The sequence below is a fragment of the Streptomyces sp. NPDC001985 genome (assembly GCF_040296845.1).
In the GTDB taxonomy this organism is placed as follows: Bacteria; Actinomycetota; Actinomycetes; order Streptomycetales; family Streptomycetaceae; genus Streptomyces.
Genome location: NZ_JBEOYB010000078.1, coordinates 1 through 13,197, shown reverse-complemented (window position 1 = coordinate 13,197; position 13,197 = coordinate 1). Strand labels below are relative to the sequence as shown.

11 protein-coding genes and 1 riboswitch are annotated in these 13,197 nt (G+C 71.8%); of the genes, 5 read left to right on the top strand and 6 right to left on the bottom strand.

Annotation, left to right across the window (positions count from 1 at the left end):
- Positions 1-360: 360 nt before the first annotated feature.
- The 4 genes from ABT122_RS27845 to ABT122_RS27830 form a co-directional block, all read right to left on the bottom strand.
- Positions 361-1,035: a helix-turn-helix transcriptional regulator gene (locus tag ABT122_RS27845; RefSeq protein WP_351557904.1), complete on the bottom strand. Its 675-nt coding sequence runs from the start codon at positions 1,033-1,035 to the stop codon at positions 361-363.
- A gap of 221 nt (positions 1,036-1,256) precedes the next feature.
- Complete coding sequence (locus tag ABT122_RS27840; protein WP_351557903.1) at positions 1,257-2,894, bottom strand: outer membrane protein assembly factor BamB family protein; 1,638 nt, start codon at positions 2,892-2,894, stop codon at positions 1,257-1,259.
- A gap of 97 nt (positions 2,895-2,991) precedes the next feature.
- Positions 2,992-4,950 (bottom strand): outer membrane protein assembly factor BamB family protein, encoded by a 1,959-nt coding sequence (locus tag ABT122_RS27835; RefSeq protein ID WP_351557901.1) that lies wholly within the window; start codon positions 4,948-4,950, stop codon positions 2,992-2,994.
- A gap of 246 nt (positions 4,951-5,196) precedes the next feature.
- The gene (locus tag ABT122_RS27830) at positions 5,197-6,996 is read right to left on the bottom strand and encodes an ABC-F family ATP-binding cassette domain-containing protein (RefSeq protein WP_351557899.1); all 1,800 of its coding nucleotides are present in this window, start codon (positions 6,994-6,996) and stop codon (positions 5,197-5,199) included.
- A 371-nt stretch (positions 6,997-7,367) separates the two neighbouring features.
- On the opposite strand from ABT122_RS27830, the gene ABT122_RS27820 reads away from it, so the two are divergent.
- Positions 7,368-7,583, top strand: coding sequence for a DUF4287 domain-containing protein (locus tag ABT122_RS27820; protein WP_351557897.1), 216 nt, complete (start codon positions 7,368-7,370; stop codon positions 7,581-7,583).
- Positions 7,584-7,620: 37 nt separating this feature from the next.
- Here the strand turns inward: ABT122_RS27820 and ABT122_RS27815 are convergent, their stop codons facing one another.
- Positions 7,621-8,259: a LysE family translocator gene (locus ABT122_RS27815; protein WP_351557895.1), complete on the bottom strand. Its 639-nt coding sequence runs from the start codon at positions 8,257-8,259 to the stop codon at positions 7,621-7,623.
- A gap of 519 nt (positions 8,260-8,778) precedes the next feature.
- Entirely contained in the window at positions 8,779-9,375 is a 597-nt protein-coding gene (locus ABT122_RS27810) for a VanZ family protein (protein ID WP_351557892.1), read from the bottom strand.
- A 395-nt stretch (positions 9,376-9,770) separates the two neighbouring features.
- Here ABT122_RS27810 and ABT122_RS27805 point away from each other — a divergent pair, with 395 nt between their 5' ends.
- The 4 genes from ABT122_RS27805 (at position 9,771) to ABT122_RS27790 (ending at position 13,040) form a co-directional block, all read left to right on the top strand.
- Positions 9,771-10,004 (top strand): hypothetical protein, encoded by a 234-nt coding sequence (locus ABT122_RS27805; protein ID WP_351557890.1) that lies wholly within the window; start codon positions 9,771-9,773, stop codon positions 10,002-10,004.
- 461 nt (positions 10,005-10,465) lie between these two features.
- Positions 10,466-10,753 (top strand): hypothetical protein, encoded by a 288-nt coding sequence (locus ABT122_RS27800; RefSeq protein ID WP_351557888.1) that lies wholly within the window; start codon positions 10,466-10,468, stop codon positions 10,751-10,753.
- Positions 10,754-10,983: 230 nt separating this feature from the next.
- Positions 10,984-11,517 (top strand): EF-hand domain-containing protein, encoded by a 534-nt coding sequence (locus ABT122_RS27795; RefSeq protein WP_351557886.1) that lies wholly within the window; start codon positions 10,984-10,986, stop codon positions 11,515-11,517.
- Between the two features lie 155 nt (positions 11,518-11,672).
- Positions 11,673-11,739, top strand: a riboswitch (guanidine-III (ykkC-III) riboswitch).
- A gap of 11 nt (positions 11,740-11,750) precedes the next feature.
- Positions 11,751-13,040 (top strand): agmatinase family protein, encoded by a 1,290-nt coding sequence (locus ABT122_RS27790; protein ID WP_351557884.1) that lies wholly within the window; start codon positions 11,751-11,753, stop codon positions 13,038-13,040.
- Positions 13,041-13,197: the final 157 nt, after the last annotated feature.

Here is a 13,197-nt window from a genome sequence, read left to right as displayed (position 1 = left end):
GCTGATTGAGGCAGCACACCCCAGCCCCTCCGGCGATTGAGGAGCGGGGGTTCGGGGGCTGGCCCCCGACCGTGGCCCGCAGGATGCGGGAACCTGTGGACCAGGGTCCGTCCTCAAACGCCGGACGGGCTGAGATCGCCCGGGTCACCCGTCGCGCGGGAGTCGTCCTCAAGCGCCGGACGGGCTGGGGTTTCCCGGACGGGCTGAGTTTGCTCGGGCCGCCCGTCAGGCGCGGGGGCCGGGCTCAGGCTTCCCGGACGGGGCGGGATCGCCCGGGTCAACCGTGGCGCGGGGGTTGACCTCAGGCCCCGCCGGAAACCCGGGCACAACCAGCCCCGCCGGCGATTGAGGCGCGAGGGGCTAGTGGGGGGAGAGGGCCGCGCGGTCGAGGAGGCCGGTGCGGGCCGCCAGGGCGGCGGCCTCCAGACGGGACCCCACCCCCAGCTTCATCAGCACCCGCTGCACATGCGTCCGCGCCGTACTCGGCGCAATCCCCATCCCCGCCGCGATCAACCGCGTATCCTCCCCCTCCGCCACCCTCACCAGCACCTCCACCTCCCGAGGCGTCAGCAGCTGCAACAGCCTCTGCCCCTCGTCATCCGGCTGCGCCACCGGATTGAGCAGCTCCGCGAACGCCCCCTGAAGGAGGGCGGGGGCCACCACCGCCTCGCCCGCCCGCGCCTTCATCATCGCCCGCTCCACCCCCTCGATGCGCTCGTCGTGGCGCACATACCCGGACGCGCCGGCCGCGAAGGCCGCGGCGATCCCCCGGGGGCTCGGCACCGGTCCCAGCACCACCACGGCCACCTGGGGCCGCTCCCGCTTGATCTTCACCACCGGGTCGAAGGTCCCCGGCTCCGCCGGAGTCGCCGTGCCGAGCAGACACACCTCGGGCGCCCTGCTGACCACCAGATCGGCCGCACCGGCCGCCGGTGCCGCCGCGGCGAGCACCCGGTGCCCCCGCAGCTTCAGCGCCGAGGCGAGCGCCTCGGCGAGAAGTCGGTGGTCATCGACCACCATGAGCCGCACGCCCATCGAGCAACCCCCATCCCCCCGCCGCTGATGCAACCCGGCCTTGCCCCGGCAAGCTACACGCTTGTTCGAACGAGCGCGTCAGAAACTTGACAGAAGTCCCTCAGAATGCCCAATTGTTGGTTGGACAGGGCTCCTTATGACCACGTCATGACCAACACATGACCTTGGCCCGGCATTTCGAGACCTCCGAAATGCCGGGCCAAGGCGGGTAACGACGTAATTCACCCGGTTCTGAAGCCCACCACCAGATGCTGATCGCTGACCGTGGTCCTGCTCATCAGCGAACCGCTCAGAAAGAGCCGCCCGTTCTCGAAATCGATCTCGTCGCTGTCCAGTGTGAAGCCGATCTCCTGATCGCGCGACGAACGCTCATCCGAATTCTTCATCAGCACGGTCTGCTCGAAGGTGGCCCCGTCGATGCTCACGACCTGCCCGCCGCTGTCGGGAGCCGGTGTCCTGTACGCGATCAGGTTCCCGCCGTCCATCCGCACCGGCATCAGCAGATGCCGGGCGCCCGCGTCCGCGCGGTCGCTGGTCGGCTTCCCGGTGGCCAGATCGAAGGAGACGATCTCATTGGTGTCGGCGAATCCCGAGGAACTCTCCCGCGCGGCCGTCGGGAGATACACCCGGCCATTGCCGACGGCCATTTTCTTGCAGCTCTCCACCTCGGTCGCCCGGCACCGGGCCTCATAGGCGTCACCGGTGGCCGGAATCCTGGCCCGCAGCGCTCCCTTGCCGTCCAGCGAGAACAGGTCCGAGAATCCGGACACCCCCGCGGTGTCGCCCACATCGGCGGCCACCACCAGCGGGCTGCTGGACACCACGTTCGCGTACTCCACCGTCTCCGGCATCCGGTACGAGAACAGGGGCGCGCCGTCCTTGGGGTTCAGCGCCTGGATGACGGTCCTCGAACTGCCCACCGGACCGCACCGGCGGACCGCGACCAGGGCGGGACCGCCGCCGTACCCCCGGTCGTAGCACTCGCCGGCGTCGGCTCCGGGCTTCCAGAGGACCTTGCCGCTGCCGAGGTCGAAGGCGGCGCCGCCCTCCAGACCGCCGGCGGCGACCGTGGTGCCGCTCTGTGTGATCTCGGCGAACTTCACCTTCGCGTCCCCGCTCCTGGCACCGGTGACGGAGGCGCGCCACAACAGCTTCCCGCTGCCGAGGTCGACGACGCCGACCTCGGTGCAGGGCTGGAAGAAACGGGGCGCGGTGCGCTTGGCGGCCTCGAAGACGATCGCGGCCTTCCCGTCCTCGGACTGGTGCGCGGAGGAGGCACAGACCTGGCCCGGGAGCTTGAGCGTCCACGCGGTGGCGCCGCTGTCGGCGTCGAAGCCGACGACGGAGTTGATGCCGGGCTTGACGAACGTCTTCCCGGAGATCCAGGAGCCCTTGATGAAGGTGATGTCCTCGACCTTGGGCTCGGGGTGGGCGAAGGCGGTCCGGGAGGCGGTGTCCGCGGGCACCTTCTCGGTGCCGGGACCGTCGGGCGCGCCGCCTCCCTTCTTCCCCTCCTGCTCCCCCTTCCGCTCCTTGCCGCCGCTCGCGCTGCTGCCGGTGCCGTCCCGGGTGCCTCCGTCCCCCCGCGAGGCGGCGAACCAGACACCGGAGCCGACGATCAGCACCACGGCGACGGCCGCCGCGATGATGATCCGTGCCTGGATGCCGAGCTTCTTCCCCGGCCCGGGGACCGGGGTCGGATGGCCGTAGCCGTACGGCATCTGCGGGGGCGGTCCGTACCCCTGCGGCGGCGGGGGGACGGGGGCGCCGAACCCGCCGGGGGGCGGGTCCTGGGGCGGCCCGAAGCCGCCGCCCTGCGGGGGCTGGTGGGGCGGCGGGGGCGGGGGCGGCTGCGTCATGGTGTCGCGCACCTCTGCGGGGAATCGGCCCGGGGAACCGGGCGAAGGGACGGGGACGGGGACGGGGACGGGACCGGGGCCGGAGGCCGGGCTGCGCTCACCTGGTGAACGCCATCATCGTCTTCGTCTCCTTCTCCTCCGCGTCGTTGCGGGCGCTGACCCGGCCGCTGGCGATGAAGAACCGCCCGCCGTCGTAGACCATGCGCGAGGAGTAGAAGGTGCTCTCCGCCTGGGCGGTGGCGTCCTGGAACTTCAGCAGTGTCCTCGGCGCACCGCCGGAGGGCGCGATGGTGGCGAGCACTCCGCCCTTGTCCCAGGTCGGCTCGCGGTAGGCGAGGACGTCGCCGCCCTCCATGCGCAGCGGCATGATGGTGCTGTCACCGCCGGACGGGGTGCGCCACTTGGCCCTGCCGCTGCCGAGGTCGAAGGCGACGACCTCGTTGGCGCCGCCGGGCTTGGCGGACTGGGTGGCCATGTAGAAGGTGTTCCGGTCGGCGGCCACCCCGATGCAGCCCTCCAGGTTCTCCCCCATCACGACGAACGAGCCGCCGCAGCGGGGCTGGAACCTGTCCTTGCCGCCCTGGATGCGGGAGCGCTCGGTGCCGTCCGCGTTGAGCGCGATGACACCCCACTTCTTCTCCCGGGACTGCTTCATCGAGACGACGATCGGATCGGCCGAGAAGACCTTCTCGACCTCCCAGCCCTCCGGCGCGCTGTAGGTCCACTTGGCCCTGCCGGTGGTGGGGTCGATCTCCTGGAGCTGCTGCCTGGGCTTGTTCCAGTCCTTGGTGGGGCAGCCGGCGGCGGCGAGCAGCCGGGGGCCGCCGGCGAAGGCGAAGGGCTTGCAGCCGGTGGCCGGGCCCTTGAAGAGCTCCTTGCCGTCGGCCATCGAGATGCCGTAGGAGTTGCCGAGGCCGGCCGCGCCCAGGGTGTCGCCGCTGATGGTGAGCGTGAAGTCGGTGAGGGAGTTGAAGCCGGAGCCGGTGCGCAGGGTCTTCTTCCACCCCGCCTTGCCGGTCTTGAGGTCGATCATCCGGAGATCGAGGCACTCGGCCTTCTCCGTGTGGCCGTCCTTGACCCCGACGACGATCTTTCCGTCGTCGCTGGGCCGGAGGGTGGCCGAGCAGACCTCGGTGGAGACCGGGATGGTCCACTTCTTGCTGCCGTCCTCGGCGGAGTAGCCGACGATCTGCTTGTACATGGCCCGGACGACGGTGCCGTCCACGACCCAGGGGCCGAAGGCGTCGACGCCGTTGCGCGGGAGATCCACGTCGTTGGTGGTGACGAAGGATATCTTCGCCTCGCCGTCCTTGCGCCCGGCGTTCAGCTCGCCGTCCGCGCCGCCGGGGCGGGTGTCCTCGCCGGTGTCCGTGCCGCTGTCCGTCCCGCCGGTGGCGCCGCCGGCGTCCGGGGAGCCGGCCGGGTCACGGTCGCCGTTCTTGGCGACGTCCTTCTTCTTGCCGGAGGCGCCGTCGCCGCTGAGCGCGAGATAGGTCCCGCCGCCGACGACGAGCAGACCGGCGACGGCGGCGGCGATGACCACGCCCCGCTTCCCCCGGAAGAAGCCGCCGCCCCCGCCACCGCCGGGCGGGACCGGCGGACCGGGGTACTGATGGGCGGACTGGGCCCGGACCTGGTCCTGCCCGGGGTAGCCGCCGTACACCTGCTGCTGCCCGTACGGGCCCGGGACCTGCTGCCCGTACGGCTGGGGCGGCTGGGGCTGCCCGTACGGCTGGGGTGCCTGCGGCTGCCCGTACGGCCCCGGCTGCGACTGTCCGTACGGCGACTGCGGCGCCTGCTGCCCGTACGGGCCGGGCTGCCCGTAGGGTCCCGGCTGCTGCGGGAATCCGTATCCCGGCGCCCCGGCGGGCCCCGGGGCGCCCGGCGGCGGGCCCTGCGGGGGCGGGGGCGGCGCCGGGGGTATCCCCTGCCCGGACGCGTCCCGCGGCGGATACGGCTGCCGGGGATCGGACGGCGGGCCCGGCGGGGAATCCGGCTGTTGGTCCCGGGGAGCCCCGAAGCCTCCCGGCGGTTGCTGGCTGGGCGGCTGAGACATCAGCGCGTCCCCTTTCCTACGGGCCGCTGTCCGAACCGGCCTCCCCCGCGTGTCCGGTGGGCGCGTCGGCGTCTCTGCCGTGACCCGGACTGGAGCGTTTTCGGACAGCGATCCCGCGTGCTGCACGACACTGAGCGGGGCTTCTTTGTATCACTCGGATCAGTTACGGCCATGGGCCGGTCCATCCCTGTGCCCAAGGGGGAACCGGCCCGTCATGCCTCCGTGACAAGACCTCCGCGGGAGTGCCTAGGACTCCTCGGCCAGCTCCAGCCAGCGCATCTCCAGCTCCTCGCGCTCCGCGACCAGCCCGCGCAGCTCGGTGTCCAGCTCCGCGACCTTCTCGAAGTCCGTGGCGTTCTCGGCGATCCGGTCGTGGAGCCTGGTCTCGTTCCCCGCGAGCTTGTCGAGCCGGCGCTCGATGCGGGACAGCTCCTTCTGGGCGGCGCGGGCCTCCCCGGCGGACTTGGCCCGGTCGGCCGGCCTGGCCGGGGCGGCGGGGGTCGCGGCGTCGATCATCGCGCGGCGGCGTTCCAGGTACTCGTCGATGCCGCGCGGGAGCATCCGGAGCGTGGCGTCGCCGAGAAGGGCGAAGGTGCGGTCCGTGGTGCGCTCGATGAAGAACCGGTCGTGGGAGATCACGACCATGGAGCCGGGCCAGCCGTCGAGGAGGTCCTCCAGCTGGGTCAGGGTCTCGATGTCCAGGTCGTTGGTGGGCTCGTCGAGGAAGAGGACATTGGGCTCGTCCATCAGCAGGCGCAGGATCTGGAGCCGGCGGCGCTCACCGCCGGAGAGGTCGGAGAGCGGAGTCCACTGCTTCTCCTTGCCGAAGCCGAACTGCTCGCAGAGCTGGCCCGCGGTCATCTCCCGGCCCTTGCCGAGGTCGACCCGGTCGCGGACCTGCTGGACGGCCTCCAGCACGCGGAGGCTGCCGGACAGCTCCGTCACGTCCTGGGAGAGATAGGCCAGCCGGACCGTCTTGCCGACGGTGATCCGGCCGGCCGCGGGCTGAGTCTCACCGGCGGTGCGGGCCGCGTCGGCGAGGGCGCGGAGCAGCGAGGTCTTGCCCGCGCCGTTGACGCCCACCAGGCCGATGCGGTCGCCGGGGCCGAGCTGCCAGGTCAGATGCTTCAGCAGCACCTTGGGGCCGGCCTGGACCGTCACGTCCTCGGTGTCGAAGACGGTCTTGCCGAGGCGGGCGTTGGCGAACTTCATCAGCTCGCTGGTGTCGCGCGGCGGCGGCACATCGGCGATCAGCTCATTGGCCGCCTCGATGCGGTAGCGCGGCTTGGAGGTGCGCGCGGGGGCGCCGCGGCGCAGCCAGGCCAGCTCCTTGCGCATCAGGTTCTGCCGCTTGGACTCCTCGGTGGCGGCGATGCGCTCCCGCTCGGCGCGGGCGAAGACATAGTCGCTGTAGCCGCCCTCGTACTCGTAGACAGCGCCGCGCTGGACGTCCCACATGCGGGTGCAGACCTGGTCCAGGAACCAGCGGTCGTGGGTGACGCAGACGAGCGCGGAGCGGCGGGCCCGCAGATGCTCGGCGAGCCAGGCGATGCCCTCGACGTCCAGGTGGTTGGTGGGCTCGTCCAGAACGATCAGGTCCTGCTCGGAGATGAGCAGCTTGGCGAGGGCGATCCGGCGGCGCTCACCGCCGGAGAGCGGCGCGATCACGGTGTCCAGGCCCTGGGGGAAGCCGGGGAGGTCCAGACCGCCGAAGAGGCCGGTGAGGACATCCCTGATCTTCGCGTTCCCCGCCCACTCGTGGTCGGCGAGATCGCCGATCACCTCATGGCGCACGGTGGCCGCGGGGTCGAGGGAGTCGTGCTGGGTGAGCACTCCGAGCCGGAGCCCGCCGCTCTGGGTGACCCGGCCGGTGTCGGGGTCCTCCAGCTTCGCCAGCAGCCGGATCAGGGTGGTCTTCCCGTCGCCGTTGCGCCCCACGACGCCGATGCGGTCCCCTTCGGAGACGCCGAGGGACACACCGTCGAGCAGCGCACGGGTCCCGTACACCTTGGTGACTGCCTCGACATTGACCAGATTGACGGCCATTTTTCTCCTGCTCCGGGGGTTCGCGGTCCGATGCCCAGAGTACGGCGGTGGCGCGACCCGCAGATCCGCCTGTGGACAACGGCCGCGCGACCGGGCACGGAACGGAATCACCCGCGCACCCGGGGTGATGGCGGCGGCGGGGCCGGCGCCCGGCGCGCTCCACGAGCGGCCAGCCGCCGAGGGCCGTCGCCACGGCGGCGGGGGCGGTGACCGGCACCGCTGTCAGGGTCGCCGAGCGGCCCTCCAGCAGACCGCCGGGACCGGCCGCCGACGGGCCCAGCAGACCCAGCGGACAGAGGGTGGCCCCGAGCGCCGCGAGGGCGGAGCGGGACCCCCGGCCGTTGTCATACCCCTCGGTTACGTTGGTGACCATGAGCACCGACAGCGCCCAGGGCCCCGCGAGCTACTTCCCCGCCATCGAGAAGAAGTACGGCCGCCCCATAGCCGAGTGGCAGGAGCTGATCTCCTCCTCGTCCCTGAGCAGGCACATGGAGCTGGTCACCTGGCTGAAGACCGAGCACGGCATGGGCCACGGCCACGCCAACGCCCTGGTCGCGCACACCCTCAGGGAGAACACGGGGAGGTGAGCCCGGTGCTGTTCCGGCCCGATCCGGGAGAAACTCCCTAGTCCCCGTGGCCGGTCGCGGCGATGGTGACGCCGAGGCCGATCATGGTGACTCCGCCGACCCCTCCCACCAGGGAGAGCCGGCGCGGGGAGCGGGCGAACCAGGTGCGGGCGGTGGCAGCGGCGAGACCCCAGACGCTGTCGCAGGCCACCGCGATGGCGTTGAAGACCAGGCCGAGCACCAGCATCTGGACCACCACGTTGCCCGCGCCGCGGTCGACGAACTGCGGGAGCACGGCGGCGAAGAACACTATGGTCTTGGGGTTGGCGACACCGACCGCGAAGCCCTCCCAGAGGGTGCGCATCCCGCCGCGCGGGGGGTTGTCGCCGTTGAAGGAGTCGTGCAGCGCGCCGCGTTGGCGGTACGCCTTGACCCCCAGGTAGACCAGATACGCGGCGCCCACCAGCTTCAGCATCGTGAAGACGAGCACCGAGCGCTCCACGATCGCGCCGACGCCGAGTGCCACCGCCACGACCAGCACATAGGCGCCGAGGGTGTTCCCCACGACCGTGGTGAGGGCCGCCCGGCGGCCCTGCGCCAGCGCCCGGCCCACCACGAAGAGAACGCTGGGGCCGGGGATCACGATCAGCAGGAACGACATGGCCGAGAAGGCGAGTAACCGGTCAGTGGACACCATGAAGCCCATCGTAACCACGGGGACCTGCCGCACCGGTTATCACTCAGGGACGCCCGGGCACGGCCCGAGCGCGCCCCGACCGCGACGGCAGCCCCGGTAACCCCGGCAGCCCCGGCAGCCCCGGCAGCCCCGGCAGCCGCCCGGTCCAGGTCGTCTCTTTCGGATCTTGCCGGGCTCGCGAGCCCCGGCACCGCGCCTCGCCGCGTTGTCGTCGGTCGCCGACGCTCCGCGTGGGCTCCCTCCTCCGCCTCGCGATCCACGGCACCGGACCCCGCTCACCGATCCGGCACGATCCGAAAGAAACTCCCCAGCGCCGTGGGCCCCGGGACATGCCCCGGACCCCGGGCAGGGCGCGGTGTCGAGCCCTGCCCGGGGTCCGGCGAGGGTGGCCGGAGCGTACGGCGGCCCGCCCGGGCACGGGTGGCGGAGGACGCATGCGCGAGGACCCACGGCCCCGGGGTGGGCGCGGCGCGCACACCTGCACGCCGCACCGGATCACCGGATCACCGGATCACCGGATCATGGAACCCGCCGGCGCCCCTGCTTGAGCCGGCGCACCGCACCCGCCCAGCCGCTGCCCCACTTCTCCGTGCCGTTCGCGGGCACCACGGGCGGTTGCGCCGCCGGGGCCGGCTCGGGCGGGGGCGGCGGCGCTTGCGGAGGTTCCCGGTCCGGGGCGGGGACCGGCTCGGGCTCCGGCCTCGACAGGGCGTGGAAATGGTGGCCGATCCACCGTCCCACCAGGAGATAGGCGATCAGCGCCCCGGTGGTGTTGAGGATGACATCGTCCACGTCGAAGGCCCGGCCCTCGACGATGGCACCCTGCACCAGTTCCACCAGCACCATCACCACGGCGGCCGACAGCACCACCCGCAGCATCCGCAGCCGGCGCGCCACCAGGACCGGCAGAATCAGTCCGAAGGGCACTCCGAGCAGCAGATTGCCGCCGATCTGTTTGCAGGCGGCGAGGAAGGTGTACTCCTCGGCGTACTGTCTCAGCGAACGGCCGGGCTGGAGATTGGCCCCGGCGATATCGGCGGACGCGGTGGACGGAGTCAGGGTCAGCCGGGCGAGCACGATCGAGAACCCGACCAGCGCGACTGCCCCCAGAGTCATGATCAGCAGCCTCAGGGCAGTCCTTCTCCGTGACATCCGGGGGGACGTGGAGCGTTCTCCGGTCATGTGTCGCGGATGCCCCGCCCGGGCGCGATCAGGCCCTCCTCTCCCCATGAATGTCCGCGTCCCCGTCCGCGCACCCTCCCCGCCGTCCCGGCACGCGCGCGAGAGGGCGCAGGGCGGGGAGCCGCGCGCTGTCCCCGGATGATCCGGATGCGCCATCCGACCGCATCACCCCAGTTCGAAAGCGTTTCAGGTCTACTGGTGTAGACCTCTTGTGCCCTGTGATCGGCCCCGCTACGTTTCTGCTTGCCCGTTCCGGATCTTCAACCGGAGCGGCTCGCACAACTCCTGATGGCACACCACATCACCGCTCGGACAAGGGAGTTATGTTCATGAGAATGCGTCTCGGGGCCATCGCGGCCACCGTCTTCGCCACCGCCGCACTCACCCTCGGCAGCGCCTCCTCGGCCTCCGCCAGCATGGGATTCTGGGTCCACAGCCACCACGCCTCGCAGGCCGCCTGTCAGGCGGCCGGTGAAGCACTCCGGCCCCTCAACGGAGCGCTCTACCTCTGCAAGCCGTTCTCCGGGAAGGTCGGCGTCTACGAGCTGTGGGTCCGTTACTGACCGTCCCCGCCCCTCAGAAGAGAGCCGTCCTCCCCGGAGGGCGGCTCCGCCATGACCCGGCGCCGGTGTCGCGGCCCGCCCCGGACGGCCCCTGACCGCCCGCGGCGGCCCGGGCGGGGAACGCCACCGCCAGATCCGTGAGCAGCGCCTCGGCCCCTGGCGCGCGCGGGCGCCGGCCGGAACAGCGCGCCCCCGCCGACCGACGGAACGCGGGTCACGGACCCGCGCGCGGACCGGGTCCGGCCGTGGACAGGCAGCGAGTCAGGGCTCGCGGCATCCGGGTCCGCCCCGGCGGGACCCGCTGAACGCCCCCCACCCCCTCGATGTGACGCCCGGCCACCGCAGGCGCCCTCCGCGCGTGCCGCCCCTGGCCGCCCCGCCCGCCTTTCCCGCTGTCGGACCGCTCGGCGCCAGGAGTACGATCGGCATATCTGAACGCGTTCAAATACGAGGAGCAGGTCATGTCCGAGCGGACCGTGCCCGACCCCGCCGCGTCACCAGCCGTTCTCCTGGGCCCCACAGCGCTCTTCTTCGGCGTCGTCTCCGTCCTCGGGACAGCGGTGCCCCGGCTCTTCTTCCTCACCCCGTTCACCGCGCTCGCCGGCGCGCTCGCCCTCACCTTCGGGATGACGGGCGTGCACTACGGACGGCGCGGCGTCGGACGGCTGTGGGTCGCGGCGGCCGGGGCGGTCCTCGGTCTCCTCGGGTTCGGCGCCTTCATGAGCCTGCTCATCGCGTTCGCCGCCTAGGGAGTTTCTTCCGGATCTCGCCGGGCGAGCCCGGCCGGCGACGGGGCACGGGCTCCCCCGGCGGCCGGCCCGCCGCCATCCGGTGGCCCTGTGCCGCGTGTTCACCCAATCCGGTGGATTGAGCCAGGGGCGGCCGAAACCCCCGGGCGGAGGGACCACAGTGGAGGACAACACCACTCCCCGGCGGGCCACTTGATGGCATCCCGGCTTCATGAGAGGCAGCACCTTCGATGCGGACGGAAGCGCTCAACCGGGTCCAGCTCGTCTTCACCCTCTTCGACGCCAACGGCAACGGAGTCCTGGAGGCGGAGGACTTCACCTTGATGGCGGACCGGGTGCGGGCCGCCGTCCCCGGCGCGGAGCCGACGGCGCAGGAGGCCGTGGCGGTGGCGTTCCGGCGGTACTGGGAGACGCTGGTCGGCGAGTTGGACACGGACGGCGACGGCAGGGTCGACTTCGACGAGTACGTGGCCTGCGTGCTGGCGCCCGAGAAGTTCGACGGGGCCGCCGCGGAGTTCGCCGCCGCTCTGTCCACCGTCGGCGACCTGCGGGGCGACGGCCGGGTGGGGCGTTCGGAGTTCACCGCCCTGATGCTCGCGATCGGCTTCGCTCCGGCCAACATCGAGGCGCTCTTCGACGCCCTGGGCCCCGACGGGGAGGACCGCGTCGCCTCCGGCGCCTGGGACGCCTCCATCCGTGAGTACTACCGCCCCGACGCCGACGGTACCGTCGGCGATCTGCTGGTCGCCCTCCCGGCAGGCTGATCCGCGCGCGCCGGGCGGCGGTGGCGCGGGCGCGCGACAGAACGGCACCGCCGAAACGCCCGTGGCCGGGAGTGGACGCGCACTCCCGCCACGGACCACATGCCGTCTACACCGGGTGTGCCCTGAACCGTTCGCGCTTCGGTGCTATGGTGCCGGTGAGGTGCTATCAGAGCGCCCGCCGACGAGGGTGGCCGTACCGGTTCCGCGTAAAGACGGCCTCGTTGGAGGCTGAAATGCCGAAAACACCCGAGCCCCGTGAGCAGGACATCACCACGGCATCATCGGGGAACGACTCTCCCCCCGAGGACCGGGGCACACCGCCCGGTTCCGGCCCCGCACACGCACACCCGCACTCCCACGCGCACAGCCACTCCCACAGCGACGCCTTCGCCATGAAGGAGGGCAGGTGGGCCCAGGACGCCGAACAGCGGATCTCGCTCTTCCGGCACGACGAGGAGATCGAGCGGGGGCTCGCCTTCGGACTGCCCGGATCGCCGACACTCGTCGACAGGACGATTCCCACGTTCTCCCGCGGTGAACTGCCGCACTTCGCGGGTGAGCGGGGAACCTTCCTCAAGACCCCCTTCCTGGAGGACGTCAACCAGGTCGAGGACGCCGAGGTCGCCGTGTTCGGGGCACCTCTCGACTCGGGTGCCACCTACCGGCCCGGGGCCCGGTTCGGACCGCAGGGAATCCGGCGGTCGACGAATCTGTTCGGCACCTACTGCTTTGAACTCGGTGTCGATCTGCGCGAACAGCTGAACATCGTCGACATCGGCGACGTGTTCACCATCCCCGGCAATCTGGAGAAGTCGTTCGACCAGATCAGCCAGGCGATGGCGCATGTGTACCAGCGCGGCGTCTTCCCGGTCATCCTGGGCGGTGACCACTCCATCGGATATCCGACGATCCGGGGAATGGCGCCGTACGTCGACGGGAACATCGGCATCATCCACTTCGACCGGCATGTGGACACCCAGGAGACCGACCTGGATGAGCGCATGCACACCACGCCGTGGTTCCACGCGACGAACATCAAGAACGCCCCCGCGACGAACCTCGTCCAGATCGGCATCGGCGGCTGGCAGTCGCCACGAGCCGGCGTCAAGGTCGGGCGTGAGCGTGGCACCACCATCATCACGGTGGGGGATGTCGAACGGGTCGGTATCGAGAAGGTCGCGGAGATCGCGCTGGAGACGGCGTGGAAGGGCGCCAAGGCGGTGTACCTCTCCTTCGACATCGACGTCATCGACGCGGGCTTCGTGCCCGGGACCGGCTGGCCGGAGCCGGGCGGACTGCTGCCGAGGGAAGCCCTGAACCTCATCAGGATGATCTCGGCCCCCGGTCTCGCCGGACTGGAAGTCGTCGAATGCGCTCCCCCGTACGACTGGGCGGAACAGACGGCGCTGCTCAGCTCGCGCGTCATCCTGGACTCCCTCGCGGTCCTGGTCCGGGAGGGCCACCTCGGGAGGAAGGCGGCCCTGCGGGACCGGCACGCCTGGGGGCCGAGAATCGCGTCCTGACCCGGGTCGTTCGGCGGGAGGCGCTCGCGAAGGCCTCCCGCCTGCCCGCCGCACGGCGCGGTGGCGGCCGGGGCCGGGGGGGCCCGCGCCCCCCCCGCCCGGGGGCGGGCGGGGGCGGCCGCGGGGGCGGGGTGGTGGACAGCGCGGCCCCCGCCCC

What these genes read in the sequence shown, in the direction of transcription:
- ABT122_RS27835 (WP_351557901.1), bottom strand. Translation starts at nt 4,950, where the DNA reads ATGTCTCAGCCGCCCAGCCAGCAACCGCCGGGAGGCTTCGGGGCTCCC.
- ABT122_RS27815 (WP_351557895.1), bottom strand. Translation starts at nt 8,259, where the DNA reads ATGGTGTCCACTGACCGGTTACTCGCCTTCTCGGCCATGTCGTTCCTG.
- ABT122_RS27790 (WP_351557884.1), top strand. Translation starts at nt 11,751, where the DNA reads ATGCCGAAAACACCCGAGCCCCGTGAGCAGGACATCACCACGGCATCA.
- ABT122_RS27805 (WP_351557890.1), top strand. Translation starts at nt 9,771, where the DNA reads ATGAGAATGCGTCTCGGGGCCATCGCGGCCACCGTCTTCGCCACCGCC.
- ABT122_RS27820 (WP_351557897.1), top strand. Translation starts at nt 7,368, where the DNA reads ATGAGCACCGACAGCGCCCAGGGCCCCGCGAGCTACTTCCCCGCCATC.
- ABT122_RS27840 (WP_351557903.1), bottom strand. Translation starts at nt 2,894, where the DNA reads ATGACGCAGCCGCCCCCGCCCCCGCCGCCCCACCAGCCCCCGCAGGGC.
- ABT122_RS27800 (WP_351557888.1), top strand. Translation starts at nt 10,466, where the DNA reads ATGTCCGAGCGGACCGTGCCCGACCCCGCCGCGTCACCAGCCGTTCTC.
- ABT122_RS27830 (WP_351557899.1), bottom strand. Translation starts at nt 6,996, where the DNA reads ATGGCCGTCAATCTGGTCAATGTCGAGGCAGTCACCAAGGTGTACGGG.
- ABT122_RS27845 (WP_351557904.1), bottom strand. Translation starts at nt 1,035, where the DNA reads ATGGGCGTGCGGCTCATGGTGGTCGATGACCACCGACTTCTCGCCGAG.
- ABT122_RS27795 (WP_351557886.1), top strand. Translation starts at nt 10,984, where the DNA reads ATGCGGACGGAAGCGCTCAACCGGGTCCAGCTCGTCTTCACCCTCTTC.
- ABT122_RS27810 (WP_351557892.1), bottom strand. Translation starts at nt 9,375, where the DNA reads ATGACTCTGGGGGCAGTCGCGCTGGTCGGGTTCTCGATCGTGCTCGCC.